This is a genomic window from Microbacterium sp. E-13, assembly GCF_049912955.1.
Taxonomy (GTDB): domain Bacteria; phylum Actinomycetota; class Actinomycetes; order Actinomycetales; family Microbacteriaceae; genus Microbacterium.
On record NZ_CP183973.1, the window covers coordinates 2,518,868 to 2,545,464 of the forward strand.

Genomic DNA, 26,597 nt, shown 5'->3' on the forward strand with positions numbered 1-26,597 from the left:
TCGCGCCCGCCGGGTTTTGTCCTGGTGTCCCGGTGACGTAGTCTGGCGGGACATCAGTCGAATCGCGCCCTGGCCGTGAGCCGGGGCGTTCGGTTTATCCCCGTCGGCCGCGAAGCCGGCGGGCCAACGAAGGAGTCAGCCGTGTCCACCGACGCCCCCGTGACCTTCCTCACCCAGGACGCCTACGACCGCCTGGCCGCCGAGCTCGAGCACCTCTCGACGACCGGCCGCGAGGAGATCGCGAAGCGCATCGAGGCCGCGCGCGAGGAGGGCGACCTCAAGGAGAACGGCGGATATCACGCCGCCAAGGACGAGCAGGGCAAGCAAGAGGCGCGCATCCGCACGCTCCAGCACCTGCTCAAGACCGCAACGGTGAGCGAGGCTCCCGAGAGCAACGGAGTGGTCGAACCCGGCACGGTCATCACCGCCGTCGTCGCGGGCGGCGAAGAGGTCTTCCTCCTCGGCAACCGCGAGATCGCCGTCGGCTCCGAGCTCGACGTCTACAGCGAGGCATCGCCCCTCGGTGTCGCGATCCTCGGCCGCAAGGAAGGCGAGAAGACCTCGTACACCGCGCCCAACGGCCGCAAGATCGCCGTCGAGATCGTCAAGGTCGAGACGTACAACGGCCAGTGAGCCCCGAGCGCGGCCGGCCGGCGGGAGCGGTCAGTCGCGCACGACGGTCGGCGTGTAGCCGGCGTCCTCGATCACCGAGATGACGTGCGCGCGGTGCTCCTCACCGCGCGTCTCGACGCTCAGCTGCAGGATCACCTCGCTGATCTGCAATCCCTGACCGTGACGCGTGTGCAGCACCTCGATGACGTTCGCGCCGGCGATCGCCAGCAGTTCGGACACGCGCGCCAGCTGTCCCGGGCGGTCCGGCAGGGGGATGCGCAAGGTCATGTAGCGACCGGATGCGGCGAGCCCATGGGCGACGACGCGCTGCAGCAGGAGCGGATCGATGTTGCCGCCCGACAGCACCGTGACGGTCGGACCGGAGGAGACCACCTTGCCCGCGAGGATCGCCGCGACGCCGACGGCGCCCGCCGGCTCGACGACCTGTTTCGCCCGCTCGAGCAGAACCAGCAGCGCCCGCGCGATGTCGTCCTCCGACACCGTCACGATCTCGTCGACGAGATCCCGGATGATCGCGAAGGGCAGGTCGCCCGGGCGTGCCACCGCGATGCCGTCGGCGATCGTCGGAGACGTGCGCACCTCGAGGGGATGCCCCGCCGCGAGTGAGGGCGGGTAGGCTGCCGAGTTCTCGGCCTGCACCCCGATGACCCGCACGGTGCGGCCCTCGGCCGCGGCGCGCGCCTTGACGGCGGCGGCCACGCCCGCGATGAGTCCTCCCCCGCCGATGCCGAGCACGATCGTCTCGACGTCCGGCAGCTCGTCCATGAGCTCGAGGCCGAGCGTGCCCTGACCCGCGATGACGTCGGGGTGGTCGAACGGATGGATGAAGATCGCACCGGTGCGCTCGGCGAACTCGGCGGCCAGACGAAGCGGCGTCTCGACCGTCGCGCCCTCCAGCACGACGTCCGCCCCGTACCCGCGGGTGGCGAGCAGCTTCGGCACCGGCACGCCCAGCGGCATGAAGATCGTCGCGTGGATGCCGAGCGCTTTGGCGGCCAGCGCGACGCCCTGGGCGTGGTTGCCCGCCGAGGCGGCCACCACCCCGCGCGCCCGCTCCTCGGGCGTCAGGCGTGACAGACGGTACGTCGCACCGCGGATCTTGAACGACCCGGTGCGCTGCAGGTTCTCGAGCTTCAGGTGCACGGGCACGCCGAGCAGATCCGAGAGGTGCTGCGACTCGTCGAGCGGAGTGTGCGAGATGACACCCTCCAGGACGGCGGCGGCGTCCGCGAAGTCGGCGAGCGTCGGCATCGCAGACGCCTGTAGGCCCGGCTGTTCGGCGGCGGTCTGCCCTGCGGAGGACATGGCGGTGGTCACGAACGAACTCTTCTCGGACGAGGGACGGTGCTCCAGATGAGGTCGCCCGTGGGTTTCGCGCCGGTCTCCCACGCCCGCTCGGCGAGGTACACGGCGACCACGTTGACGAACGCGGCGAGCGGCACGGCGAACAGGGCGCCGGGGATGCCGGCGATCATCGCGCCACCGGCGACGACGAGCACGACCGCGAGCGGGTGAACCTTCACGGCCGAGCCCATGAGGAGCGGCTGGAGCACGTGGCCCTCGAGCTGCTGCACGCCGAGCACGACGACGAGCATCCACAGCGCGATCCACGGCCCGTTGTAGACGAGTGCGAGGAACACCGCGACGGCCCCGGTCACGACCGCACCCACAATGGGGATGAACGAGCCGAGGAAGACCAGGACGGCGACCGGGATGGCGAGCGGGACGCCGAGGAGCGCCGCGCCGAGGCCGATGCCGACGGCATCGATCGTCGCCACCAGCAGTTGCGTGCGCGCGTAGTTGACGACGGTGACCCAGCCCGCACGGCCGGCGCCGTCGGCGGCCGGGCGTGCTTTCCCGGGGAACAGGCGCAGCGTCCAGCGCCAGATGCCCGCACCGTCGGCCAGCAGGCACAGCAGGATGAACAGGGCGAGCAGGGCACCGGTCACGACATGGCCGATGGTGGAGCCCACCGCGAGGGCGCCGGACCACAGCAGCGACGCCTGCTCCTGCAGGAACGAGAAGCCCTGCGCCAGCAGATCGTCGATCTGCTGAGCGCTCAGGTGGAGCGGCCCGTCGATGAGGTACTGGCGGAACTGCTCGATCGCGGCGACGGTGCTGACCTGCACCGAGTTCCACTGGCGCATGATCTGCCATACCACGAGCCAGACCAGCCCAGCGACGATGGCGAGAGTGCCGACGATGGAGATGACGATGGCGAGCCAGCGCGGCACGCGGTGGCGCAGCATCCATGCGAAAGGCGGCCACAGCAGCGCGGTGATGAGGATCGCGATCATCAGCGGGATCACGAGCAGCTTGAGCTGGATGATCAGCCAGATGCCGATGCCGATCGCGACGGCGACGACGATGAGCCGCCAGGAGTAGGCGGTGGCGACGCGCAGGCCGCGCGGCACCGCGGCTGATGTCTCGGTGGTGACGACCCGGCTGCGGTCGCGGACGGCATCGAACAGCGAGCCGCGGGGCTTGTCGTCGGAGCCGCTCATTCGACCGGTGCTCATTCGCCCAGTCTAGGCGCGTCGTATTCTGCGCCGGTCATGAACCGCCCCCGGGGCCGGATGTCGGCACCCCTGGCTAGGCTGACCGCGTGAAGTCCTCGCTGAGCGCCGTCGAAGCTCGCCGCATCGCGCTGGCGGCACAGGGGTTCTCGCGCCCTCGACCGGCCACCGCGGGCACCCGGCAGCTGAACGGCGCGCTGGCCCGCATGCAGACCCTGCAGATCGACTCGGTCAACGTCTTCGCGCGGTCGCACTACATGCCGCTGTTCTCGCGCGTCGGCGCCTACGACACCGCTGCCCTGGACCGCCTGCTGTTCGCGCGTCGCGCGCCGTATGTGGAGTACTGGGCGCACGTCGCCGCCTTCATCCCCGCCGCGGACTGGGCGCTGTTCGACTTCCGCATGCGCGCGATGCGCGAGAAGTACGGCGGGAAGCGCGGCGGGTGGTACGACAGCAACCGCGACACCGTCGCCTGGATCAAGGACGAGCTGGCCGACCGGGGGCCCCTGCGCCCGGCGCAGATCGAGCACGACGCCAAGAAGGGAGCCCGCGGCCCCTGGTGGGATTGGGACGTCGTCAAGCACGCGCTGGAGCATCTCTGGCTCTTCGGCGAGGTCGCGATCGCCGGACGCCGCGGCTTCGAACGGCGCTACGCGCTCGCCGAGCACGTCATCCCGCCCGACGTGCTCGCATCCCCCGTTCCGCGCGATGACGCCGTGCGAGAGCTCGTCCGGCGCGCGACGCGGGCATACGGCGTGGCGACCGCCGCCGACATCGCCGACTACTGGCGCATCGCCGACCGTAAGGCCGTGACGGCCGCCCTCGGGGATCTGGTGGACGACGGCGAGCTGCATCCGGTCACCGTCGAGGGATGGACGACCGCCGGCCGTCCGTCCCCGGCGTGGCTCCACCGCGACGCCGCCATCCCGCGGCGGATCCGGGCGGCCGCGATCCTGACCCCCTTCGACCCGGTGGTGTGGTTCCGCGACCGCGCCGAGCGGCTTTTCGACTTCGAGTACCGGATCGAGATCTACACGCCGGCGCCGAAGCGCCGCTTCGGCTACTACTCGCTGCCCGTGCTCATCGACGACGACATCGTGGGCCGCGTCGACCTCAAGGCCGACCGCGCGGCCTCGACGCTGCGCGTGCAGTCGGCCTGGTGGGAGCATGGGCGACCCGCAGACGCCGCTCCCCGGCTGGCCGAAGAGCTGCGGCTCGCGGCATCCTGGCAGGGGCTGGAGTCGCTCTCCGTCTCACGGTGGGGCGACGCCGCCGACGACCTCGCGCGCGCCCTGCCCGAGGCGGCACGGCACGACGCCGGTCCTGCCGAGCCCGTCGCGCTCGGCCCCGAGGAACCCGCGCCCGAGAGCGACGAGCCCGGGCGCGAACGACTCGCCGGCCGAGTCACCGGCTGAGCACCGGCGGGGCCGGGCTGGGCCCGCCTCTCATCGCCCGCCGGCGACTTCGAGCCCGAGCCAGCGGGCGAGCTCGCGGATCTCGGCGTCGACCGCGTCTCGCACCTCATCCGTGAACGTCTCGTCCTCGTGCACGCCATGCACCCGCAGCACGCCGGCCTTGCGGTCGGCCCTGGCGTCGAGCTTTCCGACGAACCGGTCCCCGTGCAGGATCGGCAAGGCGAAGTAGCCCCAGCGCCGCTGGGCGGCGGGCTTGTACATCTCGAGCAGGTACTCGTAGCCGAAGATTTCCTCCAGTCGTCGCCGGTCGAAGACCAACCGATCGAACGGTGACAGCAGCGCCGTGCGGGGAGTGACCCCGGCAGCTGCCGTCAGCATCTCCGGGTCGACCCGCCAGACGCCGGAGGTGCCCTCGACCACGGCCTCCTCGCCGATCTCTCCCACGTCGATCGGCTCCACGGGCTGGGCGAGGCCCTTCGCGCGCGCGATGCCCAGCGAGGCCAGCCGGCGCTCCGCACGCTCCCGGGCGGCATCCTCCTCCGCGATGAGCGGCACATCGGACGGGTACACGCGATCAGCGACGTCGAACAGGCGCCCCGCGGCATCCCTCGACGAGACCGCGACATCTCCGCACAGAACGAGCATCTCCAGCAGCTGGAGAGAGTTGCGGTTGTTCGTCCACCCCGACGAGCGCCACGACACCTGCGCCGCGTCGGGGATGTCGGCGGCTCGCAGCGGTCCTTCCGCGCGCAGGCGCACGAGCACCTCCCGGCGGAACACGTCGTTGACGGCGAGCCACTCACGCGCCTCCGCCGACTGCGGGCGGCGGCGCATCTCGGGCAGGAGGAGCGGCAAGTCCGTCATCGCACGGTAGAAGCCGCCCCACTCGAACACGGCACGATCCTCTTCGATCAGGCGCACGAGATCGGCCGGCTGGTACGGCCAGCCGAGCCGGCTCCAGAGGATGAGATCGGCGCTCGGCGCGATCGCCGCGGTCGGCTCGATGTTCACCACCATGAGCGCATCGATCGTCTCGACGATCCCCGAAGGCCGCTCGGCCGTCAGCAGCTGGGCGCTCACCGCGATGCGGCGCGCCTCGTCGCGCGTCAGCCGATGCGACATGCCACGAGGCTACGTGCGCGTGAGGTTTCGATACGCTCGTTCCTCGCTACTCAACCTTGAGTCGAACCGCGTCAACGCTGTTCTCGCATTGACCCGGCTCGACTCAGAACTGTACGCGGGGCGGCTCGGAGATCGCGGCGCCGTCGATGACCTCGAAGAACTCGCGCTCGTGGAAGCCGAGGTTGCGGGCGAACATGTTGTTCGGGAAGACCTTGATCTTCGTGTTGAGCTCGCGGACGCCGCCGTTGTAGAACCGGCGCGACGCCTGGATCTTGTCCTCGGTGTCGACGATCGACTGCTGCAGCTGGAGGAAGTTCTGGCTCGCCTGCAGTTGCGGATACGCCTCCGCGACGGCGAACAGCGACTTCAGCGCCTGCTGCATGCGCCCCTCGGCAGCCCCCGCCTCGGCGGGGCCCGACGCCGACAGGGTGTCGGCGCGCGCCTGCGTCACCCTCTCGAACACGGCCTTCTCATGCGTGGCATAGCCCTTGACCGCCTCGATGAGATTCGGCAGCAGATCGGCCCGCCGCTTGAGCTGCACCGTGATGTCGCTCCACGCCTCGTCGACGCGCACGTTCAGCTGGACGAGCGAGTTGTAGGTCGCCCAGAGATAGATGCCGACGATGACGGCGAGCGCCACCACGATGAGGACTGGGATCAGCCATTCCATTGCCGAGGCTCCGTTCGGTAGTGACCTCATCCTACCGACGCGAAACCCTGTCCGACGTGGGGTCTTCCGCTACTCCCAGCCGTTACCCACCGAGCACGCGATCGAGGTAGGGGTTGCGGAAGAGCCGATCCGGATCGAGGCGGTCGCGCACGGCGAGGAAGTCGTCGAATCGCGGATACCGCGTGCGCAATGCGGGGGCGGCGAGCGTGTGCATCTTGCCCCAGTGCGGGCGCCCGTCGAAGCGCAGCATGACCTCCTCGACGGCCTCGAAGTACTCCGTGGGGTCCTCGCGCCAGTAGCGGTGCACCGCGATGTAGCCGGAGGCGCGACCGTAGGCCGTCGACAACCAGCGGTCGTCGGCTGCCGCGAACCGCACCTCGACCGGAAAGCCGATGCGCCAGCCGCGCTCGTCGATCAGCGCCCGCATGGCATCGAAGGCAGGGCGTACGTTCTCGGCCGGCAGGGCGTACTCCATCTCGCGGAAGCGCACCGACCGCGTGGTCGCGAAGACGCGGGCCGAGTCATCCGTGAACTCCCGGTCGCCCCAGATCCGCGCCGACAGCCGGTTGATCGGCGGCACCACCGGCGGGATCATGGCTCCCGCCGCGCATGCCATCTGGTGCAGACCGTTGCCGACGAGCGTGTCGTCGATCCATTTCCCGACGGGCGGGAGCGGGTGCCGCGGCGCGCTCTCCGGGAGCCGCGTGTTCGTCTTCGTCATCGCTGTGTCGGTGTGCGGGAACCAGTAGAACTCGAAGTGGTCGGCGCCCGCCGCGCGCTCGGGAAGCTCTTCCAGCACGCCGTGCAGCGTCTCGGGCCGTTCGACGGCGTGGAGCACGAACGCGGGGACGCACTGCAGCGTGACCTCCACCAGAATGCCGAGCGCACCGAGGCCGAGAGCGACCGCCGGCAGCAGTTCGGGGTTCTCCTCGTGGCTGACGGTGAGGAGATCGCCGGATGCCGTGACCAGGGTCGCTCCGACGACCTGCCCGGCGATGCCGGTGAAGCGAACGCCGGTGCCGTGCGTGCCGGTGGAGATCGCACCCGAGATCGACTGCCGGTCGATGTCGCCGAGGTTCTCCATGGCCAGGCCGAACGGCGCCAGCAGCGCGGGGATCTGATGCAGGCGCGTGCCGGCGAGCAGCGTCACTCGGGCGCGGTCCACGTCGACGGAGACGAGTCCGCTGAGGTCGCGCAACTCGAGCAGCACGCCGGGCGCTACGGCGATCCCCGTGAAGCTGTGGCCGGCCCCGACCGCCTTGACGGGCAGGTGCTGAGCGGCGGCAGCGACGACCGCCCGCTGCACGGCGGGCACGGTCGGCGGGTGCTCCACCCGCTGCGGGCGCACGGACTCGGTCCGGGCCCAGTTGCGCCAGATGCCACCGGGACGGGTCACAGGAACGCCTTTCCCTCACCGCGGTAGGTCGCGGCCTCGCCCGCGCGGGCATCGCCGTCGATCAGGTGATAACGGTCGACGCGCTCTGCGAGCTCGCCGCTCTTCGAGTGGCGGAACCACACCCGATCGCCGACGCGCAGCCCGCGCGCCGCATCGCCCCGCAGCGGCGTCTGCACCTCGCCCGCCCCCTCCCGGGCGGCGGTCCGCAGGCCCTCGGGCCAGACCGCCCGGGGCTGACGGGACTCGAGCGCGGGCCCGGAGGCGATCCATCCCCCGCCGAGCACGGTGGCCACGTCGGGGGCGGGCTTGCGGACCACGTCCAGCGCGAACGCGGCGGCCGGCGCCGGGTCGAAGGCGCGATAGCCGTCGAAGAGATGGCCGGCCAGCAAGCCGCTTCCGGCGGTGAGCTCGGTGACGGACTGATCGGATGCCGTGAGCTCCAGCGATCCGGTCCCGCCGCCGTTGACGAACTCGAGGGGGGCGATGTCGCGCAGCGCCGCGACGATGGCCGCACGGCGGTCGAGGAGTTCCGCCGCCGAGCGCCGCTGCATCCACCGGATGACGGCATCCCCCGATCCCGTCGCGTCGCCCTGCCCCGCGATCTGCGCCTCGTACATCATCAGCCCGACGAGGCGGAACCCCGGGCGCGCGGCGATCGAGCGCGCCAGCGCGGCGACCTCGGCCGCCTCGTGCACCGGCGAACGGAGCACGCCGATGTGGCCGAGTCCGGGAGCACGCCACGATGCGTCCGCGTCGATCGCGACACGCAGCTCGGGCCGGGTTCCCGGCCGTGCGACGGCGTCGACGGCGTCGAGCTGCGAGAGGTCGTCGACCATGAGGGTGATGCGCGAGGCGGCGCTCTCATCGGCAGCCAGTGCCGAGAGGGCCGTGCGGTCGGCGGTGGGGTAGCCCAGCACGATGTCGTCCATCGTCTCGGCGAGCCAGAGCGCCTCGGGGAGGGTGAAGGCGAGGATTCCGCGATAGCCCGGGAGCGCCAGAACGGCCTCCAGCACCTCACGCACTCGCACCGATTTGCTGGCGACGCGGATCGGCACGCCGGAGGCACGCACGAGGAGGTCGAGCGCGTTGTAGCGCAGGGCGGCGACGTTGATGGCCGCGGCCGGCCCGCCCACGTCCTTCAGCGCGTGGCTCATGGCGCCCCAGTAGGAGGCGGGGTGATCCCACGGCTTCGTCGCCGTGGGCGTGGACAGCAGATCGAGACTCATCAGGCTCGCTCCGGGTGCGCGCACATCGCCCCAGACTACGGCGCGATCACGGCCGCCGGTGTCTCCGGTGGCGCGACGCGCGGGTGGCGTGGGCGGCGTCACACCGGAAGTACCCCCGGTGGGATTCGAACCCACACTGGAGCGAGTTTAAGTCGCCTGCCTCTGCCGTTGGGCTACGGGGGCCGGTCGCGCTCCCCCTGGGAACGCGAATGCCGCAGGCTCATCTTCTCAGACGAGCCTGCGGCATCCGTGCGGCCTACTTCGCGGCGATCTTCTCGGTCGCGGCGGCGGTCTTCGCGGGAGTCTTGCGCGCGGGCGCCTTCTTGGCCGGGGCGGCCGCGGCGGCCTTATCGGGCGCGGGCGCCTCGACCGGCTGCGGCGGACGCGGACGCGCCGCGAACTCTTCGAAGACGTAGCGCGGGTTCTGCACCGTCGACAGGTTCACCATGTCGCGGCCGAGCCAGAAGTTGTTCCACCAGCCCCACAGCACGCGCCACTTGCGCTCCCACGACGGCATCGCGAGGCCGTGGTAGCCGCGGTGCGCGAGCCACGCGATCGGTCCCTTGAGGGCGAGATTGCCCGACTGGAAGACGCCGACCCACAGACCCAGGCCCGCGACCGCGCCGAGGTTCTTGTGGTAGTACTCGCGCGGCAGCTCGCCGCGGAGGACGGCCACGAGGTTCTTCGCGAGCAGCTTCGCCTGACGCACGGCGTGCTGCGCGTTGGGCACGCAGTAGCCGCCCACGCCACCACCGGTGAGGTCGGGAACGGCCGAGACATCGCCGGCGGCCCAGGCGCCCTCGACGACCTCTTCATCGGTGCCCACGCGAAGATCTGCGCGCGTGCGGATCCGACCGCGCTCCTCGACGGGGAGGTCGCCGCCGCGCACCACTGTCGGGTTCGCCATGACGCCGGCCGTCCAGATGATGAGGTCGCTCGGAATGGTCTCGCCGGTGGAGAGCTCGATGTTGCCGCCCACCGCGCCGGTGACCTGGGTGTCGAGGTGCACCGAGGCACCCCGCTGGGCGAGGTTCTTCAGCACCCACTCGCTCGTCTTCAGCGAGACCTCGGGCATGATCCGGCTCATCGCCTCGATGAGATGGAAGTGCGTGTCGTCGAACGTCAGCTCCGGGTAGCTCTTGACCAGATCAGACGCCAGCGAGCGCAGCTCGGCGAACACCTCGATTCCCGCGAAGCCGCCGCCGACCACGACGACGGTCAGCAGACGGTCGCGCTCCGGGCCGGGGGGCAGGGTCGAAGCCTTGTCGAAGTTCGACATGAGCTTGTCGCGGATCGCGACCGCCTCTTCGATCGTCTTCAGGCCGATCGCGTTGTCGGCGATGCCCGGGATGGGGAAGGTGCGCGAGACGGCGCCTGCCGTCACGACGATCTGGTCGTACTCGAACTCGTACGGCTCACCGGCGATGGGGGTGATCGTCGCCACCTTGTTCGCGTGGTTGATGCCGGTGACCTTGGCGGCGAGGACGCGCGTCTTCTTGAGATGACGTCGCAGGGCGACGACGGAGTGACGGGCCTCGATCGAGCCGGCCGCGACCTCGGGGAGGAAGGGCTGGTAGGTCATGTACGGCAGCGGGTCGACGATGGTCACGTCGGCCTCGCCCTTGCGCAGATGCTTCTCGAGCTTCCAGGCCGTGTAGAAGCCTGCGTATCCGCCACCGACGATGAGGATCTTGGGCACGGTGTTGGTCACGTGGGGAGAACTCCTCCTGTGTCAGCGGCTCGGCGCGCGGGACGCCAATCGGATGCGTCGGACAGCAGCGGTGACGCCGAGCGCCACCAGTATAGCCGTCGCGGTGACCAGCAAGAGCGGGAGGGTGCCGTAGACGACCGTGGTCCGGTCGGGCAGGAGAGGCGACGTCGCACGGGTCGCGTCGTCGGCGTCCGGCAGCGGCGGGACCTCGGCCGGCGCCGTCGTCTCCTGGGGAACCGGTACGACCGGCGCGCGGCGATACAGCCGCACCCAGTCCTCGAGGTTCCCCATCGGGTTGGCGGTGACGCGGGGAACGTTCGCCGAGACGGCGGCCGCGGCATCCACCAGTCCATAGCCGTACAGCACGTCGGGAACCTCGGTGGCCGCCGATGCCGGGCGCGCGGTCTTGACGATGCGGTTGATGACGTTGTTCGCGTCGAGCTCGGGGTGGGCCGCCCGCACGAGCGCGGCGACGCCGGCGACGATGGGTGCGGCGCCGCTCGTGCCGTCCCATGACACCAGCGTCGAGTCGGAGGACACGCCGATGAGCTCCTCGCTCGGCGCCGAGACGCCGATGGTGATGCCCTGGGTCGAGGCGTCGACGCTCGCCTTGCCGGAGCGGTCCACGCCGCCGACTGTGAGAACGCCGGGAATCGTGGCGGGCGCGCCGACGCGGGTCGTGCCGCTGCCCCGGTTGCCGGCAGCGACCACGACGACCACGTCGTGGTCGAACGCGTACAGGAATGCGTCGTCCCAGCTCTCCGGCCAGTCCGGGACGTTCGTGGTGAGCGACATGTTGATGACGTCGGCCCCGTTGTCGACCGACCAGCGGATGGCGTCGGCGATCTGGTCGGAGAACGAGCGCTTCGCGAACGACCCGAAGGCCACCGACACCGACAGCAGCTGCGCCTCGGGTGCGACGCCGATCATCCCGGTGCCGGGGCCGGTCCCCCGCCCGGCAGCGAGCGACGCCACCCAGCTGCCGTGATCCTTGTCGACGGCTCCGAGAGGCGTCCGCCCGTCGGAAGCGCCGGCGCCCGAGACATCGGTGCCGCCGGCGACGGCGCCGACGAACTCCACGGGTCCGCGGCCGATGCCGGTGTCGATCACGGCGATCTTCACGCCGGCGCCACGGGTGGTCTGCCACGCCTTCTCGATGCCGTAGTCCGCGAGCCAGTATTCGGCGGCGCGCACCGGGTCGACGCCGGTTGCCGCCTGGGCGGCCGCAGGTGCCGCGGCGACGAGCGTCGTCGCGACGGCAACCGCCGCCACCGCTCCGATGAGGCGGCGGGTCATCCGCCCGATCCCGGCTGCGCGCACACGCAGCGCTCGGGCGACCACGACGACATGGCCAGCGCGCGGTCGCCGATCGGATTGACGCCGGGTCCTGCCGCGAGCGAGTGGCCGGCGAGCGCGTGCAGGCACTTCACGCGCGCCGGCATGCCCCCGGCGGAGATGCCCGCGATCTCCTCGACCTCGCCGAACTGCGCGCGGTCGCTGAGGTACGACTCGTGCGCGCGAAGGTACGCGGCCCCGACCTCTTCGTCGGCGGCGAGCTCGTCGGTGAGCTCCCGCATGACGTGGTCTGCTTCGAGCGCCGACATCGCCGCCGTCGCGGCGGGGTGGGTCAGGTAGTAGAACGTCGGGAACGGCGTGCCGTCCGGCAGCCGCGGCGACGTAGCGACGACGGTGGGGTTTCCGCACACGCACCGGGCGGCGATCCCCACGACGCCCCGTGCCGGGCGACCGAGCTGCGCGCGCAGCACAGCGAGGTCGGCGTCGCTGACAGGCGGGTAGGGCGGGGTCGTCACAGGGCTGCTCCTTTTCGGGCCAGGCTATCGGCGCCACCTGGGACGGTCCTGGACCGGCGGGTGGAGGACGGATGCCGCCGGCTCGCGTGGCCTACGGCGCCGGCGTGGAGGAGGGGTCCGGGTCGGGCACGCCGACCATCAGCGGCGCGACCGTCTGAGCGAGCCCCGCCTCGGTCACCGAGCGGACGATCTTCGACATCCAGTCGGAGTGGGCCGCCTCCAGCTCGTCCGACACGGGCTGCTGCTCCTGCGGCTCGAGCTCGGGCGGCAGATCGTCGTCGACCAGGTAGACGACTTCGCCGGGCTTGACGTAATACAGCCGTTCGCGCGCCTGCGTGGTGATGTACGCGGGATCCTCCCAGCGCTCGCGCTGCGACTCGAGCTCGGCGACCTGGTCGCGGCTGAGCTGCACGGCTGCCTCGAGGGCCGCGACCTTCTGGCGCTGCTCCACGTAGGTGCCGATCGTGGGCACGAGCACGAAGGCGGCGAGCACGACCAGCCCCATCATGATCACCATGAAGCCGGAGAGACGGATGCCGCCCAGCCACGCCCGTACGTCGACCGGACGCCGGCCGGCCACCGGCCGGCGGCGGGGGGACCCGCCGGCGGCACGAGAAGGGGGAGCCGTCGTCTTGGCCACGGCTCCCCCTTCCCTCAACGTGCTCTCAGCGCATCAGCCCTTGAAACGGGGGAATGCTCCGCGACCCGCGAACACCGCGGCCTCGCCGAGCTCCTCTTCGATGCGCAGAAGCTGATTGTATTTCGCGACGCGCTCGCTGCGGGCGGGCGCGCCGGTCTTGATCTGACCCGCGTTCACCGCGACCGCGAGATCGGCGATCGTGGTGTCCTCGGTCTCGCCCGAACGGTGAGACAGCATCGAGCGGTAGCCGTTCTGGGTGGCCAGCGCGATCGCGTCCAGCGTCTCGGAGAGCGTGCCGATCTGGTTCACCTTGACCAGCAGCGCGTTGCCGACGCCGAGGTCGATGCCGCGCTGCAGGCGCTCGGGGTTGGTGACGAACAGGTCGTCGCCGACGAGCTGCACCTTGCTGCCGATCTTGTCGGTGAGGGCCTTCCAGGCGTCCCAGTCGTCCTCGGCGAGCGCATCCTCGATGGTCACGATCGGGTAATTGTCGACGAGGTCGGCGAAGTAGTCGGTGAGCTGCTCGGCGGACCACGGCTTGCCCTCGACGGTGTAGACACCGTCCTTGAAGAACTCGGTGGCGGCGACGTCGAGCCCCACGGCGATGTCCGTGCCGGGGGTGAAGCCCGCCTTCTCGATCGCCTGGATGAGGAAGTCGAGGCCTTCGCGGTTGCTCGGCAGGTCGGGGGCGAAGCCGCCCTCGTCGCCGAGGCCGGTCGCGAAGCCGGCGGCCTTCAGCTCGCCCTTGAGGACGTGGTAGACCTCGGTACCCCAGCGCAGCGAATCGGCGTACGTCTCGGCGCCGATGGGGGCGAGGAAGAACTCCTGGAAGTCGATGCCGTTGTCGGCGTGCTCGCCGCCGTTGATGACGTTGAACAGCGGCACGGGAAGGACGTGCGCGTTCGGGCCGCCCAGGTACCGGAACAGCGGCAGGTCGGCGGAGTCGGCGGCGGCCTTCGCGACCGCGAGCGAGACGCCGAGGATGGCGTTGGCGCCCGTCCGTGACTTGTTCTCGGTGCCGTCGGTGGCGATGAGGATCTCGTCGATGACGCGCTGCTCGCTCGCCTCGACGCCCTCGATCGCGGGGCCGAGCTCGTCGATGACGGCCGCGACCGCCTTCAGCACGCCCTTGCCGCCGTAGCGGCTCTTGTCGCCGTCGCGCAGCTCGTACGCCTCGAAAGCTCCGGTCGACGCGCCGGAGGGGACGGCCGCACGCTGGACAATCCCGTCGTCGAGCAGCACCTCCACCTCGACGGTCGGGTTTCCGCGCGAGTCGAGGATCTCACGGGCGCCTACAGCCTCGATCTGTGCCACAGGGGGTCTCCTTGCTTGGTGGAGGGTGGTTCGTCGGAGCGTCGTCGGTCCGCCCAAGAGTCTAGTGATGACGGATGCCGGGGCCAGAGGCATCCGTCATCCTCGCCGTCATACGACGATCGCGATCGCGATCCCGTCGTATCCCTTGGCGTCGAGCGTCTGGATCGCCGTCGCGTCGAACCGCGGGTCACGACCGAGCATCTCGAGACCTCGCTGCACGCCGATGATCTGGGGATTCTCTGTCGCCGGGTTCGCCACCTCGCCGCCTCGGACGGTGTTGTCCACCATGACGACGGTGCCGGGTCGGCCCAGCCGGGCGGCCCAGTCGAGGTAGATCGTGTTGGACTCCTTGTCGGCGTCGATGAACACGAGGTCGAAGGGCCGGCCGCCGTCCAGGGTCGGCAGCACCTCTGCCGCGCGACCGACCTTGATCTCGACCCGGTCGCCGACGCCGGCGCGATCGAGGTTGGCCCGGGCGAGATCCGCGTTGCGCGGCTCGGCCTCGATGGTGACGACCTGACCGCCGTCGGGGAGGGCCCGCGCGAGCCAGATCGTCGAGTAGGCGCCGAGCGTGCCGATCTCCAGCACCCGGCGCGCGCCCGCCATGCGGGCGACGAGGTGCAGCAGCTTGCCGTGGACCGGCGCGACCTCGATGGCCGGCAGTCCGGCCTCGTTCTGGTCGGCGACCGCGCGCTCGAGACCGGGGTCGTGCCCGACCAGCAGCTCGGTGAGGTAGGCGTCGACGCGACGCCAGGTATCGGGTGTGGGCTCTGCCATGCCGCCACTCAATCCGGCCGCGGGCCCGGTCGTCAACCCTTACCGAGCTCCTCGACGGCCGCCACGACGCGGCGCTCGCGCGTGTCGGGGCGCTTCGCCTCGGCGACGCCGCGGGCGATCTCCTTGCGGCGGGTGAACGTCAGCGCGTCGAATGCGGCCCGCACGCCCGCGGCCTCGAGGGCGGCAGCCAGGTCGGCCGGCACCTCGACCTCCCGCTCGGCCGTGTCGAGGTCGATCGCGGCGTCGATCTCGTCGCCGATCTCGACGCCGAGCTGTGCTCGCACGGCTTTCGAGAGCCCGACCAGGTTGCGCCCGTCCATCACGCCCAGCCGCACCCTCGCCGTGCGCCCGCCGATGCCGACGACGACCGCTGCGCGCTTCCCACCACCCAGCTCGGTCACCTGCTCGTCGGTCAGTTCGATCGCCGTCGCGGGGCCGAACGGCAGGAGCAGGGTGTGGATCTGCAGCGTCATGGGACCATTCTGGCGCGTCCGCGCCGACCGGCGGCGATCCTCGGCCATGCCGCCGCGCTAAGGTTCCGCCGTGGCATCCCCCTCGTTGCAGCGCCGTCTCAGCCTCGGCGACGCCGTGTTCATCGGACTGGGCTCGATGGTCGGCGCGGGGGTCTTCGCCGTGTGGGCGCCGGCAGCGGATGCGGCGGGCACGGGCCTGCTCATCGGCCTCGCGATCGCGGCTGTCGTCGCGTTCGGCAACGCCACCTCGTCGGCTCAGCTCGCCGCAGCCCACCCGACGTCGGGCGGCACGTACGCGTACGGACGCGCCGAGCTCGGCCCGTGGTGGGGATTCCTCGCCGGGTGGGGGTTCGTGGTCGGCAAGACCGCGAGCTGCGCGGCGATGGCGCTCACGTTCGCCGCCTACGCCGCGCCGAGCGGGTGGGAGCGGCCCTTCGCCGTCGTCGCCGTCGTCGCGCTCACGGCTGTGAACTGGTTCGGCGTGACGCGCACCGCCGGCGCCGCCCGCGCGATCGTCGTCGTCTCGCTGGGCGCGCTCGCCGCCGCCGTCACGGCCGCGTTCTCGGCCGGGGCGACACCGGGCTGGCTCACCGCGGAGGCCGTCTGGATCGGCGGCGGCTACGGCATCCTGCAGTCCGCCGGTCTGCTCTTCTTCGCATTCGCCGGGTATGCGCGCATCGCGACCATGGGTGAGGAGGTGCGCGACCCGCGCCGTGTGATCCCCCGCGCGATCGTCATCGCGTTCGCCATGGCCCTCGCGGTGTACGCGGTGGTCGCCGTCGCCGTGCTGAGCGCACTGGGGCCCGCCGGCGTCGCGTCGTCGACCGAGCCGGTCGCGGCCGCCGTCGCGCGATCGGGATGGGCGTGGATCGACCCCGTCGTGCGTATCGGGGCCGCGGCCGCATCGCTCGGAGCCCTGCTCGCCCTCATCGCCGGAGTGAGCCGCACCGCGTTCGCCATGGCGCGCGAAGGCGACCTCCCGGGATTCCTCGCCGCGGTGCACCCGCGGTGGCACGTCCCCCACCGCGCGGAACTGGTCGCGGGAGCGGTCGTCGTGCTGCTCGTCGCGCTGATCGACCTTCGCGGGGCGATCGGCTTCTCGTCGTTCGGCGTGCTGCTGTACTACCTCGTCGCGAACGTCGCGGCGTGGCGACAGCGCGGAGACGCGCGCCGGTACCCCGTCTTCCTCCAGGTCGTGGGGGCGGTCGGCTGCCTCGTCCTCGCCGTCACGCTCCCCTGGCAGTCCGTCGTGGCCGGTGTCGCGGTGGTCGCGGTCGGCGCCGCGTACCGCGCGATCCGCCTCCGCGCCCGCCGGGCATAGCCGGAACGCTCTGCGGAACTCCACGGGACTCGCGCGGTGAGACCACGTCCGGCCGCTCATCCACCGTCCTCCGCGCGAATGCGTGGAGTTCTGCTGCCGAACCGGACTACGCGAGCGGCTTGACGTCGAGGGACTCCGCGGTGGTGTCGGCGGACACCGTCGCGAACGCCGTGTAGCCGTCGGCCGCCGCGCGCTCGAGGAGCGCCTTGAGGTTCTTCGTGCGGTGCTCGAGGCGAACGCGGGAGCCCTGGCGCACGAGGGCCGCCTTCAGCGCGAGGAGGGCCGCCTCGGACACGTCGCGGTCGTGGACGAGCACGACCGCCGGGGCCGCAGCATCCGTCCCCTCCGCCACCAGGTCGACGATGCGCTCGAAGCCGATCGAGAACCCGACCGCGGGCACCTCCTGGCCGAGGAAGCGCCCGATCATGCCGTCGTAGCGCCCCCCTCCGCCCAGCGAGTAGTCCACCGACGGGTGCGCGAGCTCGAAGATCGTTCCCGTGTAGTAGCCCATGCCGCGCACGAGGAAGGGGTCGAACACGAGAGGGATGTCGGCCGCGGCCGCCTCGGCAGTTGCTGTCGCGGCGCGGGCGGCCGCGACAGCCTCCCCGATGCCGACGAGGTGATCGACGATCTCCGCGGGAGCGCCCTCGGGCAGCGCCTTGCGGATCTGAACCTCGCCGTAGGGGTTGTGCTCCAGGGTCATCGGGCGGCGCAGGAAGGCCTCGAACGCGTCGACGGCCGAGGCCGTGGCCCCCCGCTCGCGCAGCTCGGCGACGATGCCGTCCGGCCCGATCTTGTCGAGCTTGTCGATGGTGATGAGCACGCCAGGGCGCTCCTCGGCGCCGAAGCCGAAGCTGTCGAGCATCCAGTCGAGCACCCGCCGGTCATTGATGCGGACGCTCCCGCCCTCGAGCCCGAGGGCGTCGGTGGTGTCGAGGGTCGCGACGACGAGCTCGGCCTCGGCGCGAGCCGAAGCGTCGCCGATGATGTCGATGTCGCACTGCAGGAACTGGCGATACCGGCCCTTCTGCGGGCGTTCGGCGCGCCAGACGGGGGCGATCTGGATGGAGCGGAACACGGCCGGCAGCTGACCGCGGTTGCTGGCGTAGAACCGCGCGAGCGGAACCGTCAGGTCGTACCGCAGGCCGAGGTCGGCGAGGCTGGCGGCATCGTCCGCGGCGGCGCGGATGGCGTCGGCGTCGAGACCGCGCTTGAGCACGTTGTAGGCGAGCTTCTCGTTGTCTCCGCCGATGCCCGCATGAAGCCGGCCGTACTCCTCCATGACGGGCGTCTCGATCTCGTCGAAGCCGTGGGCGCGGTAGCGCTCGCGGATGACGGCGAGCACGCGCTCGCGACGGGCCTTGTCGGCGGGAAGGAAGTCGCGCATGCCGCGCGGCGGATTGACGGATGCCACTCATTCATTCTGCTGGGTGCCGCCGTGAGCGCACGAATCATTCGGCGGCGCGGATGTCGCGCTCGAGAAGGCGGAGGCGCTCGCGCAGCGCGCGCTCTGCGTCCCACCCGCGGGCCCGGGCCGTCGCCACGAGCGCGAGCAGCGCGTCACCCAGTTCGGCTTCGCTCGACGGCTCTGCCGCGGGGACGGTCGACGAGACGCCCACCTGGGCCGCCTTGGACAGGAGCTTCTGGGCGAGCGCGAGGCTCGGCATCCGCTCGCTCACTCCGTCGAGGACCGAGCGGCGCGCGTGCTTCTCGGCCGCCTTCGCCGCGTTCCAGTGGATCAGCACCTCTTCGGGGGTGGTCGCGACCGAGTCGCCGAAGACATGCGGATGCCGCCTCACCATCTTCTCGGTGAGGGCGCGTGCGACGTCGTCGATGTCGAAGGGGTCCTCTCCGTCGCGGGAGGCGATCTCGGAGTGGAACAGCACCTGCCACAGCAGGTCGCCGAGCTCTTCGCGGAGGTCGGCGCGGGAGCCTTCCTCCACGGCGTCGATGAGCTCGGCGCTCTCCTCGACCAGGTACGGCACGAGGGCGCGGTGGTCGATCTGCTGCGTCCAGACGCACCGGTCCCGGACGGCGTGCATGACGTCGGCGGCCGCGCGGAGCGGATCGGGCGCGGGATGCCGCGACCCGTCGGTCACGCCGTCGCGGATGCTGTCGTCGCCAGACGTCGGTGATGCCATGCCCGCCACGATACGAGCCCTGCGGCCAGGAGGAGCGAAATCACCGAACCCGCGAGCACGCCGAGCGTCGCCTGATCCCGCAGCGATGCCGCATCGGAGAACGCCAGCTCCGCGAGCAGGAGCGACACGGTGAAGCCGATTCCGCCCAGCGCGCCGGCGGCGAGCAGGTCGGCGAACGCGAGCGGCCGAGCCCCGTGCCGGTGCGCCAGGCGCAGCGAGATCCAGCCGAACACCGAGATGCCGGCGATCTTCCCGACCGGCAGCGCGACCAGCACTCCCCAGAAGGCCGGCGAGAGATCGCTCGGCGGCACCGAGGGGATGACGACCAGCGCCGCCGAGAAGGCGAACAGCGGCAGCACCACCGTGTTCACCCAGGGCTCGAGTTCGTGCCGCACCCGCAGAGCCGGGCGCTGCGCCATCGCCAGGCCGAGCACGACGCCCGCGATCGTCGCGTGCACCCCCGAGCGGTACACCAGCACCCAGGTCGCGACGGCGAGCAGCACGAGCACGATCGCGACCACGACCCGGGCGCGGGTGTCGAGCTGCCTGCTCAGGATGCCGAAGACCACCGCGCAGACGGCGGCGCCCGCGAGCGCGCCGAAGTCGACCCCGGTGGTGAAGAGCACCGCGATGAAGACGATGCCGACGATGTCGTCGAGGATCGCCAGGGCGAGGAGGAACACGCGCAGCCCCGGCGGCAGGCCGCGGCCGAACACCGCGAGCACTCCGAGCGCGAACGCGATATCGGTCGCCGTCGGAATGGGCCACCCGGGGCTCGCCTCCGTGCCCCACGAGACAGCCGCGTAGATCGCGATCGGAACCAGCACGCCGCCCGCGGCCGCGATGGCGGGCTGCAGCGCCTTGCGCGCGGAGTTCAGCTGCCCGGCGGTGAGCTCGTACTGCAGCTCCACCGCGACGACGAAGAAGAAGATCGCGAGCAGGCCGTCTTTGATCCAATGCGACAGCGTGAGTTCGAAGACGCCCGGGAGGCCGACCGACGCGTGCATCGCGTCGTCGACCGCGGGGCCCAGCGGGGAGTTCGCCACGATGAGGCCGAGGGCCGCGGCGACGAGCAGGATGACGGCGGGAAAACGGGCCGAGCGAAGAAGCGACATCGGGCCTCCAGGAGATCACGGGTCGACGAAGACGTGCCGACCAGACTTCCCGGCGCTCCACCGGCCAGTCTAGCGATCGACCCACGTCTCCTCGGCGGCCGCCCCGCCGTCACACAACGGCGTGCATGACGTCGGGGAAACACGGCGCCGTTAGCCTGGACGGATGCGTGAGCTGACCCACACCGAAGCGATCGATCTCGTCGGACGGTACGAGGCGGAGCAGGCGATTCCCGAGCAGATGCGCGCGGACGTGCGGATGCTGGGCACCCTCCTGGGCCAGGTGCTCCGCGAAAGCGGGTCGGCCGGACTGTACGAGGATGTCGAGCGCCTGCGCACGGCGACCATCCAGGCCTACACCGACGAGACGCCCGAGGCGTTCGCCCGTGCCGCGGCGATCGCCGAGTCGTTCACCATCGCCCGCGCCGACGAGGTCGCGCGGGCCTTCACCGCCTACTTCCACCTCGTGAACCTGGCCGAGGAGCACCAGCGGGTGCGCATTCTCCGCCAGCGCGACGGCCGTCCCGACCGCGAGCAGGCCACCGACTCGGTCGCGGCCGCCTTCGTGCGCCTGGCCGCCGAGGTCGGTGATGACACCGCGCTCCAGCGCCTGCAGAACATGCGGTTCCACCCCGTCTTCACGGCGCATCCCACCGAAGCGCGGCGGCGCGCCGTGTCCACGAGCATCCGCCGGCTCGCGAGCCTCCTCGAGGAGCGCGACACCTCCCCGCGGGGCGGCGCCGACGAGCGCCGCGCCGAGCGCCGCATGCTGGAGGAGATCGACACCCTGTGGCGCACCGCGCCCCTGCGCCCGGAGAAGCCCGCGCCCACCGACGAGGTCCGCGCGGTGATGGCCGTCTTCGACGACACGTTGTACACGGCGGTGCCGCACGTCTACCGGCGCGTCGACGACGCGCTGCAGGGTCCCGCGGCCGGCGGCCGGGCACCCGTCGTGCGCCCGTTCGTGCGGATCGGCTCGTGGGTCGGCGGCGACCGCGACGGAAACCCCTTCGTCACGGCATCCGTCACCCGCAAGGCCGCCGCGATCGCGAGCGAGCACGTGCTCCTCGGCCTCGCACGCACCACCAACCGCATCGGCCGGACGCTCACCCTGGATGCCTCGACCACGCCCCCGAGCGACGCGCTGCTCGCGCTGTGGCAGCGCCTGAAGGCCGCCGACGAGGAGGCGGCGAAGGACATCGCCAAGCGCTCGCCCGATGAGCCGCACCGTCGCATCGTGCTGCTCATCGCACGCAAGATCGAGGCCACGCGCGCCCGCAACGCCGACCTCGCGTACCGCGACCCGGAGCACCTTCTCGCCGACCTGCGCGTCGTGCAGGACTCGCTGGTGCGCGCCGGCGCCCCGCGCCAGGCCTACGGGCACCTGCAGCAGCTGCTGTGGCAGGTCGAGACATACGGCTTCCACCTCACCGAACTCGAGGTGCGACAGCACTCCGCGGTGCACGCGAAGGTGCTCGCCGAGCTGGACAGTGCCCAGGGGGCCGGGGCTGATGGCTCTGGCGCGCCGCGCAGCGAGCAGGCCGAAGAGGTGCTCGACGTCATCCGCACGATCGGGTTCCTGCAGGAGCGCTACGGACCCCGGGCCGCGGGCCGCTACATCGTGTCGTTCACCCAGTCGGCCGACGATCTGGCCAATGTGCACCGCCTGGCGCGTTTCGCCGCAGGCCCGGAGAGCACGCCCCCGGTGCTCGATGTCATCCCGCTGTTCGAGACCTTCGCCGACCTGCAGGCCGCACCGCGCATCCTCGCCGAGATCATCGAGCATCCGGAATTCGCCGCGCGCCTGGAGGCCACCGGCCGGCGCCTCGAGGTCATGCTGGGCTATTCCGACTCCTCCAAGGACGTCGGACCGGTCGCCGCCAACCTGGCGCTGTACGAGGCGCAGGCGAAGATCGCGGCCTGGGCCGACGAGAACGGCATCGAGCTGACGCTGTTCCACGGCCGCGGCGGCGCCCTCGGCCGCGGCGGCGGCCCCGCGAACTCCGCCATCATGGCGCAGCCGCCGCACTCCGTCGACGGCCGCTTCAAGCTCACCGAGCAGGGCGAGGTGATCTTCGCGCGCTACGGCGACCCTGCGATCGCCATGCGCCACATCGACCAGGTCGCCGCGGCGATCCTCCTCGCCTCCTCCCCCTCGAACGAGGAGCGCAACCGTACGGCGGCCGATCGGTACGCCGAGGTCGCCGCGACGATGGATGCCGCGTCGCGCGAGCGCTTCTTCTCGCTGGTCAAGGCCCCCGGCTTCGCCCCGTGGTTCGCCCGCGTCACCCCGATGGAGGAGATCGGTCAGCTCGCCCTCGGCTCCCGGCCTGCGCGTCGCGGCCTGTCGGTGGAGTCGCTCGAGGACCTCCGCGCGATCCCCTGGGTGTTCGCGTGGACCCAGGCGCGCATCAACCTCGCGGGCTGGTTCGGTCTCGGCACCGCCCTCGACGCCGTCGCCGACGAGCCGCTTCTGCTCCAGGCCTACCAGGAGTGGCCGCTCTTCCGGACGCTGATCGACAACGTCGCCATGAGCCTGGCGAAGACCGACGACCGCATCGCGCAGCACTACCTCGAGCTCGGCGACCGCGACGACCTCGCGGCGCTCGTGCGCGACGAGATGCGGCTGACGCGGGACTGGGTGATCCGCATCACCGGAGGCACCGAGCTGCTCGGCAACAAGCCCGTGCTGCAACGGGCCGTCAAGATGCGCAGCCCCTACGTCGACGCGCTCTCGCTGCTGCAGCTGAGGGCCCTCCGCGCGCTCCGCGACGCACCCGAGGGAGCGACGGCCGACCCGGAGCTGCAGCGCCTGCTGCTGTTGTCGGTGTCGGGTGTCGCCGCGGGCCTCCAGAACACCGGGTGAGAGCCCGCCCGCTGTGCACGGCACGCCGCGCGTCGTGACCGCCCGGGCGCGCGTCGCGGCGTACCGTGGCGCCATGGCACGGATGATCGTCGCCGAGATGTGTCCGCAATGCGGGTCGCTCGATGTGCGTGCGACCGAGCCGGGGTGGTTCCGCATCGAGTGGGATCGTCGAGACGCCCTCGACGGCGGCTGGGTCGAGCACCTCGAGTTCGGCTGCCGCGACTGCGGCATGACCTGGGACTGACGCGGCCCCGAAGATGACGGATGCCGCGACCCGCGGCATCCGCTCGGGTCAGCCTGAGCGGTCGCGACGGGGCTTCTTCGCGCCGATCATGTACGGGAGCCCCCGGCCGACGGCGGAGAAGGTGCTCCCGAGGCGGGAGCGCAGCGTCGGTGCGGGTGCGTCGGAGCCGTCTCCGCCCAGGTCGGCGACGTCGACGTAGTACGCGTGCACGCTGCCGATGCCCTCGAGGTCCGGCGAGATCTCGCCGACCGTATCCGGGAGCGCGGGCGATTCCCTGCGGTAGACGTCATCGGTGAGCAGGACGTACTCCGGGATCGCCACGGGGTTCTTCAGCAGCCGGTGCACGAGGATCACGTCGATGCCGACGAGTTTGGACCGGCCCCCGATGCTCTGCGTGGCGACGTCGCCGACGTGGGCCACGAACTTGAGCGTGAGGTCTCGCGCCTGACGGCAGCCTCCGCACGGGCAGAGATTCTGCACCACGTACTCGCGCTCCCGGTGGAACGCGCGATGCATCGCGACGGCGACCTGGAGGATGTCGGTGAGGGTCGTCTCGGGGTCGCGCGAGCCGGTGCGCCGCGAGAGGAAGGCTGCGTCGCCCTCGATCTCGACGAGCTCGAAGCCGCGAGCGGCGCGGACGATGCTCTGGAGCATGCGCGCGGTGTTCACCTCGGCGTGGGCGAGCGTCAGGCGGTGCGTGCCCATGTACTCGGTGTACCCGCCGATGTCGGCGATCAGCAGAGCCGTTCGCGCTGTCGTCATGCCTCACCCTCCCCCGTGGCGGTCGCCTGTCGCCGCGGCACCGGCGGCGGCTCGCCGGGCGGCTCGTCGGCCGGCTCGCCCGGATCGAATCGGTCGAGTCGTTCGTCGACGCTCGTCGCGGCCGCCTCGGCGCTCGGGGCGTAGCCGAGCACCACCGCCGCGAACCGCTCCGAGCCGAGCGCCTTGAGGTCCAGCGTGGTGCGCGCCCGGACGGTCGCCGTCCGCCGGGTGCGCCGCAGCAGCGCGATCTCGCCGAAGCCCTCCCCTTCGCCGAGGGTCGCGACCACCCGACCGTCGCCGATGACCTCGGCCTGGCCCTTCTCGATGACGTAGTACCGGTCGCCGATGTCGCCCTGCGTGAAGACGGGCCCGCCCGCCGCCACCGCCACCGGCTCGAGACCGCGCGCGAGCTGCTCGATCGCCGGCAGCGGGAGCGGCTGGAACATCGGCACGCGCTGGAGGAGCCCGACCTTGGCATCGAGCGCGCCCACGGCGCGATCGAGGCCGCGCAGCCTCCACCACGAGGCCACGGCGAGCAGCGGGCACAGCAGGCCGACGGCGATGAGCGCCGCCTGCAGGCCGAGCCACGCGATGACACCCGACGCGAGGATCGAGCCGACTCCGATCGAGATCGCGACGAGACTCTCGAGCACGCCGAACACGCGGGCCATGACGGCGTCGGGTGCCAGGCGCCCGATGAGCGTGAAGCCGGCGAGATCGATCAGCGCATTTCCGACGCCGACGAACGCCAGCAGGACGAGGGCTGCCGCCTGCTGCGGGAAGACGCCGACCAGCGCGATCGGCAGGCCCCACAGCGCCACGCCGACCGCGAACCACGCTCCCAGTCGACCCGTGCCGACGAGCAGCGATGCCGCGAGCGAGCCGACCACCGCGCCGACGCCGACCGAGGCCATCAGGGCACCCGCACCCGACTCCCCCAGGCCGAGCAGCTCGATCGCGACGACGACCGAGAACACCGTGAGCGATCCGCGCGTCAGCGACTGGGCGGCCGCAAGCCCGAGGATGAGCTGCAGATCCCTGCTGCGCCCGACGGCGCGGATCCCCTCGATCGCCTCCTTCAGCAGGTCGGTGCGGGGTGCGGGCGGACGGGGTGGCGCGTCGTAACGAACCCGGAACAGGAGCAGCGCAGCCCAGAACGAGGCCGCCGCCGCGACCGCGAAGACGACCGAGACGTCGGACAAGGCGAGGAGGATGGCGGCCACGAGCGGACCGACGAGCGTGGCCACCGAGTCCAGGAGTCCGCGCACGACGTTGGCGCTCGCGAGTTCGTGCCCGGTGCGGCACAGCGTGGGCAGCAGCGCCGAGTGCGCCGGCCGGAAGAGCGTCGCGGCGATCGTGGACAGCACGGCGAGCGCGTAGACCACCACGAGCGGGCCCGCGAGGGCCACGACGACCGCCGCGACCGCCGTGACCGTGCCGCGGAGCAGGGAGACCGTCACGAGCACCCGCTCCCGCCGGCCGCGATCGGCGAAGGGCGACAGCACGGGTGCGAGCACCGCCGAGGGCAGCATGCGCAGGAGTCCGACGAGCCCCAGCGCGAGCGCTCCGCCGTCGTTGTAGGCGACGATGCCGAGAGCGACCGTGAAGGCCCACTCGGCCGTCCAGGCACCGAGGAAGCTCAGTTGCGCGCGCCGCAGATTGGGGTTGCGCCAGTTGCTCGAGAAGGCCCCCATGGCCTGGTCGAGCCTCGAGCGGGTCCCCAGATGGCCCATGTCGCGACTTTAGGGCCTCGGTCGCCCCAGGGCCAGCACGCGGGCGGTGCGGTCGAGGCGGCCGCATCCGCTCGGCTCGGCGTCACTCGATGCGTCGGTCGTCGGCGTGACGGGCGAGGCTGCGCCCGTAGCGCTCGGTCAGCTGAACCATCAGATCGGGCGTCTCGCGGTCGAGGCCGAAGACGTAGCCCGGGAAGTCGAGCTCGCGCTGGGCGGCCCAGATCTCCTCGTGGCGGTCGGGCGAGAGGATCTGCACGGGGTCGCCGATGGCGACCCAGCCGATCGGCACCGTCGAGTCCGCGGGCAGGGTGGTGCGCAGGTGCACGACGCCGTTGATGCGCACCTCGCTGCGGGCGCCGATGTGCGCGCCGTTGAACACCCTGGTACCCGTGGCGAGGAACACCTCCTCCTCGACGACAGCGCCCGACACGCTGGCCATGGGGCCGACCAGCACGTGGTCCGCGATGTGCACCGGGTTCGTCGACGTCGCCCGGATGAGCGCGTTCTCCATGACGATGACGTTCTCACCCAGTGTGATGGGGCCGCCCTCGGCGGTGATGACCGCCCCATGGAGGATCTGGCAGTCCGCGCCGATCGAGACGTCGCCGCTGATCACCGCCGTCGGCGCGATGATCGCCTCCGGGTGGATACGGGGCTGTGCCCCGAGGTGCTCGAACCGCATCGTCGCTGCTCCCGCCGTCGTGGATGGGCCCA

24 protein-coding genes and 1 tRNA gene are annotated in these 26,597 nt (G+C 71.5%); 5 read left to right on the top strand and 20 right to left on the bottom strand.

Annotated elements, in window-relative coordinates; all coding sequences use genetic code 11:
* The first annotated feature begins 141 nt into the window (after positions 1 to 141).
* Positions 142 to 633 carry a transcription elongation factor GreA gene (gene greA / locus ACN9MP_RS11630; RefSeq protein ID WP_426320346.1) on the top strand — a complete coding sequence of 164 codons (492 nt, stop codon included), beginning with the start codon at positions 142 to 144 and terminating at the stop codon, positions 631 to 633.
* Positions 634 to 663: 30 nt separating this feature from the next.
* On the opposite strand, the gene ilvA is transcribed toward greA, so the two are convergent.
* Complete coding sequence (ilvA, locus tag ACN9MP_RS11635; RefSeq protein WP_426325998.1) at positions 664 to 1,938, bottom strand: threonine ammonia-lyase; 1,275 nt, start codon at positions 1,936 to 1,938, stop codon at positions 664 to 666.
* An 8-nt stretch (positions 1,939 to 1,946) separates the two neighbouring features.
* Positions 1,947 to 3,137, bottom strand: coding sequence for an AI-2E family transporter (locus tag ACN9MP_RS11640; RefSeq protein ID WP_426325999.1), 1,191 nt, complete (start codon positions 3,135 to 3,137; stop codon positions 1,947 to 1,949).
* A gap of 101 nt (positions 3,138 to 3,238) precedes the next feature.
* Between ACN9MP_RS11640 and ACN9MP_RS11645 the strand changes: the two genes are divergently transcribed.
* Complete coding sequence (locus tag ACN9MP_RS11645) at positions 3,239 to 4,564, top strand: winged helix-turn-helix domain-containing protein (RefSeq protein WP_426320347.1); 1,326 nt, start codon at positions 3,239 to 3,241, stop codon at positions 4,562 to 4,564.
* Positions 4,565 to 4,594: 30 nt separating this feature from the next.
* Here the strand turns inward: ACN9MP_RS11645 and ACN9MP_RS11650 are convergent, their stop codons facing one another.
* The 12 genes from ACN9MP_RS11650 to ACN9MP_RS11705 form a co-directional block, all read right to left on the bottom strand.
* Positions 4,595 to 5,686, bottom strand: coding sequence for a DNA glycosylase AlkZ-like family protein (locus ACN9MP_RS11650; RefSeq protein ID WP_426320349.1), 1,092 nt, complete (start codon positions 5,684 to 5,686; stop codon positions 4,595 to 4,597).
* A gap of 103 nt (positions 5,687 to 5,789) precedes the next feature.
* Positions 5,790 to 6,356: a LemA family protein gene (locus ACN9MP_RS11655; RefSeq protein ID WP_426320351.1), complete on the bottom strand. Its 567-nt coding sequence runs from the start codon at positions 6,354 to 6,356 to the stop codon at positions 5,790 to 5,792.
* Between the two features lie 82 nt (positions 6,357 to 6,438).
* Positions 6,439 to 7,752 (bottom strand): D-arabinono-1,4-lactone oxidase, encoded by a 1,314-nt coding sequence (locus tag ACN9MP_RS11660; protein WP_426320353.1) that lies wholly within the window; start codon positions 7,750 to 7,752, stop codon positions 6,439 to 6,441.
* On the bottom strand, positions 7,749 to 8,978 hold the full coding sequence (locus tag ACN9MP_RS11665; protein ID WP_426326000.1) for an alanine racemase: 1,230 nt from the start codon (positions 8,976 to 8,978) through the stop codon (positions 7,749 to 7,751). The genes ACN9MP_RS11660 and ACN9MP_RS11665 overlap by 4 nt, the downstream gene beginning before the upstream one ends.
* 110 nt (positions 8,979 to 9,088) lie before the next feature.
* Positions 9,089 to 9,161: transfer RNA gene (locus tag ACN9MP_RS11670), tRNA-Leu, on the bottom strand.
* Between the two features lie 73 nt (positions 9,162 to 9,234).
* Positions 9,235 to 10,677, bottom strand: a complete 1,443-nt coding sequence (locus ACN9MP_RS11675; RefSeq protein ID WP_426326001.1) for an NAD(P)/FAD-dependent oxidoreductase — start codon at positions 10,675 to 10,677, stop codon at positions 9,235 to 9,237.
* Between the two features lie 33 nt (positions 10,678 to 10,710).
* Positions 10,711 to 11,985: a S8 family serine peptidase gene (locus tag ACN9MP_RS11680; RefSeq protein ID WP_426320355.1), complete on the bottom strand. Its 1,275-nt coding sequence runs from the start codon at positions 11,983 to 11,985 to the stop codon at positions 10,711 to 10,713.
* Positions 11,982 to 12,500: a DUF501 domain-containing protein gene (locus tag ACN9MP_RS11685; protein WP_426320357.1), complete on the bottom strand. Its 519-nt coding sequence runs from the start codon at positions 12,498 to 12,500 to the stop codon at positions 11,982 to 11,984. Before ACN9MP_RS11685 ends, ACN9MP_RS11680 begins: the two co-directional genes overlap by 4 nt.
* Before the next feature lie 91 nt (positions 12,501 to 12,591).
* Positions 12,592 to 13,140, bottom strand: coding sequence for an FtsB family cell division protein (locus tag ACN9MP_RS11690; protein WP_426320359.1), 549 nt, complete (start codon positions 13,138 to 13,140; stop codon positions 12,592 to 12,594).
* A 33-nt stretch (positions 13,141 to 13,173) separates the two neighbouring features.
* On the bottom strand, positions 13,174 to 14,454 hold the full coding sequence (gene eno / locus ACN9MP_RS11695) for a phosphopyruvate hydratase (RefSeq protein WP_426320360.1): 1,281 nt from the start codon (positions 14,452 to 14,454) through the stop codon (positions 13,174 to 13,176).
* A 108-nt stretch (positions 14,455 to 14,562) separates the two neighbouring features.
* Positions 14,563 to 15,231 carry an O-methyltransferase gene (locus ACN9MP_RS11700; protein WP_426320361.1) on the bottom strand — a complete coding sequence of 223 codons (669 nt, stop codon included), beginning with the start codon at positions 15,229 to 15,231 and terminating at the stop codon, positions 14,563 to 14,565.
* A 32-nt stretch (positions 15,232 to 15,263) separates the two neighbouring features.
* Positions 15,264 to 15,704: a YdeI/OmpD-associated family protein gene (locus ACN9MP_RS11705; RefSeq protein ID WP_426320363.1), complete on the bottom strand. Its 441-nt coding sequence runs from the start codon at positions 15,702 to 15,704 to the stop codon at positions 15,264 to 15,266.
* A gap of 70 nt (positions 15,705 to 15,774) precedes the next feature.
* On the opposite strand from ACN9MP_RS11705, the gene ACN9MP_RS11710 reads away from it, so the two are divergent.
* A complete protein-coding gene (locus ACN9MP_RS11710; RefSeq protein WP_426320365.1) occupies positions 15,775 to 17,025 on the top strand; it encodes an APC family permease in 1,251 nt (416 codons plus the stop codon).
* Between the two features lie 106 nt (positions 17,026 to 17,131).
* Here the strand turns inward: ACN9MP_RS11710 and hisS are convergent, their stop codons facing one another.
* The 3 genes from hisS to nhaA form a co-directional block, all read right to left on the bottom strand.
* Positions 17,132 to 18,412 (bottom strand): histidine--tRNA ligase, encoded by a 1,281-nt coding sequence (gene hisS, locus ACN9MP_RS11715; protein ID WP_426326002.1) that lies wholly within the window; start codon positions 18,410 to 18,412, stop codon positions 17,132 to 17,134.
* Positions 18,413 to 18,476: 64 nt separating this feature from the next.
* Positions 18,477 to 19,166, bottom strand: coding sequence for a MazG family protein (locus ACN9MP_RS11720; RefSeq protein WP_426320367.1), 690 nt, complete (start codon positions 19,164 to 19,166; stop codon positions 18,477 to 18,479).
* The gene (nhaA, locus tag ACN9MP_RS11725; protein WP_426320369.1) at positions 19,121 to 20,281 is read right to left on the bottom strand and encodes a Na+/H+ antiporter NhaA; all 1,161 of its coding nucleotides are present in this window, start codon (positions 20,279 to 20,281) and stop codon (positions 19,121 to 19,123) included. Before nhaA ends, ACN9MP_RS11720 begins: the two co-directional genes overlap by 46 nt.
* A 163-nt stretch (positions 20,282 to 20,444) precedes the next feature.
* Here nhaA and ACN9MP_RS11730 point away from each other — a divergent pair, with 163 nt between their 5' ends.
* Both ACN9MP_RS11730 and ACN9MP_RS11735 read left to right on the top strand, forming a co-directional pair.
* The gene (locus tag ACN9MP_RS11730) at positions 20,445 to 23,144 is read left to right on the top strand and encodes a phosphoenolpyruvate carboxylase (RefSeq protein WP_426320370.1); all 2,700 of its coding nucleotides are present in this window, start codon (positions 20,445 to 20,447) and stop codon (positions 23,142 to 23,144) included.
* Between the two features lie 73 nt (positions 23,145 to 23,217).
* Complete coding sequence (locus tag ACN9MP_RS11735; RefSeq protein ID WP_426320372.1) at positions 23,218 to 23,388, top strand: hypothetical protein; 171 nt, start codon at positions 23,218 to 23,220, stop codon at positions 23,386 to 23,388.
* A 48-nt stretch (positions 23,389 to 23,436) separates the two neighbouring features.
* Here the strand turns inward: ACN9MP_RS11735 and ACN9MP_RS11740 are convergent, their stop codons facing one another.
* From ACN9MP_RS11740 to ACN9MP_RS11750, 3 genes are all read right to left on the bottom strand, one after another.
* On the bottom strand, positions 23,437 to 24,150 hold the full coding sequence (locus ACN9MP_RS11740; protein WP_426320374.1) for a DUF2652 domain-containing protein: 714 nt from the start codon (positions 24,148 to 24,150) through the stop codon (positions 23,437 to 23,439).
* The gene (locus tag ACN9MP_RS11745) at positions 24,147 to 25,883 is read right to left on the bottom strand and encodes an MFS transporter (protein ID WP_426320376.1); all 1,737 of its coding nucleotides are present in this window, start codon (positions 25,881 to 25,883) and stop codon (positions 24,147 to 24,149) included. Before ACN9MP_RS11745 ends, ACN9MP_RS11740 begins: the two co-directional genes overlap by 4 nt.
* A gap of 82 nt (positions 25,884 to 25,965) precedes the next feature.
* Positions 25,966 to 26,565 carry a gamma carbonic anhydrase family protein gene (locus tag ACN9MP_RS11750; RefSeq protein ID WP_426320378.1) on the bottom strand — a complete coding sequence of 200 codons (600 nt, stop codon included), beginning with the start codon at positions 26,563 to 26,565 and terminating at the stop codon, positions 25,966 to 25,968.
* Positions 26,566 to 26,597: the final 32 nt, after the last annotated feature.

What these genes read in the sequence shown, in the direction of transcription:
- ACN9MP_RS11655 (WP_426320351.1), bottom strand. Translation starts at nt 6,356, where the DNA reads ATGGAATGGCTGATCCCAGTCCTCATCGTGGTGGCGCTCGCCGTCATC.
- hisS (WP_426326002.1), bottom strand. Translation starts at nt 18,412, where the DNA reads ATGCGCGACTTCCTTCCCGCCGACAAGGCCCGTCGCGAGCGCGTGCTC.
- nhaA (WP_426320369.1), bottom strand. Translation starts at nt 20,281, where the DNA reads ATGTCGCTTCTTCGCTCGGCCCGTTTTCCCGCCGTCATCCTGCTCGTC.
- ACN9MP_RS11705 (WP_426320363.1), bottom strand. Translation starts at nt 15,704, where the DNA reads ATGACGCTGCAGATCCACACCCTGCTCCTGCCGTTCGGCCCCGCGACG.
- ACN9MP_RS11740 (WP_426320374.1), bottom strand. Translation starts at nt 24,150, where the DNA reads ATGACGACAGCGCGAACGGCTCTGCTGATCGCCGACATCGGCGGGTAC.
- ACN9MP_RS11665 (WP_426326000.1), bottom strand. Translation starts at nt 8,978, where the DNA reads ATGAGTCTCGATCTGCTGTCCACGCCCACGGCGACGAAGCCGTGGGAT.
- ACN9MP_RS11745 (WP_426320376.1), bottom strand. Translation starts at nt 25,883, where the DNA reads ATGGGCCATCTGGGGACCCGCTCGAGGCTCGACCAGGCCATGGGGGCC.
- ilvA (WP_426325998.1), bottom strand. Translation starts at nt 1,938, where the DNA reads ATGTCCTCCGCAGGGCAGACCGCCGCCGAACAGCCGGGCCTACAGGCG.
- ACN9MP_RS11680 (WP_426320355.1), bottom strand. Translation starts at nt 11,985, where the DNA reads ATGACCCGCCGCCTCATCGGAGCGGTGGCGGCGGTTGCCGTCGCGACG.
- ACN9MP_RS11640 (WP_426325999.1), bottom strand. Translation starts at nt 3,137, where the DNA reads ATGAGCGGCTCCGACGACAAGCCCCGCGGCTCGCTGTTCGATGCCGTC.
- ACN9MP_RS11735 (WP_426320372.1), top strand. Translation starts at nt 23,218, where the DNA reads ATGGCACGGATGATCGTCGCCGAGATGTGTCCGCAATGCGGGTCGCTC.
- ACN9MP_RS11730 (WP_426320370.1), top strand. Translation starts at nt 20,445, where the DNA reads ATGCGTGAGCTGACCCACACCGAAGCGATCGATCTCGTCGGACGGTAC.
- ACN9MP_RS11720 (WP_426320367.1), bottom strand. Translation starts at nt 19,166, where the DNA reads ATGGCATCACCGACGTCTGGCGACGACAGCATCCGCGACGGCGTGACC.
- ACN9MP_RS11700 (WP_426320361.1), bottom strand. Translation starts at nt 15,231, where the DNA reads ATGGCAGAGCCCACACCCGATACCTGGCGTCGCGTCGACGCCTACCTC.
- ACN9MP_RS11650 (WP_426320349.1), bottom strand. Translation starts at nt 5,686, where the DNA reads ATGTCGCATCGGCTGACGCGCGACGAGGCGCGCCGCATCGCGGTGAGC.
- ACN9MP_RS11750 (WP_426320378.1), bottom strand. Translation starts at nt 26,565, where the DNA reads ATGCGGTTCGAGCACCTCGGGGCACAGCCCCGTATCCACCCGGAGGCG.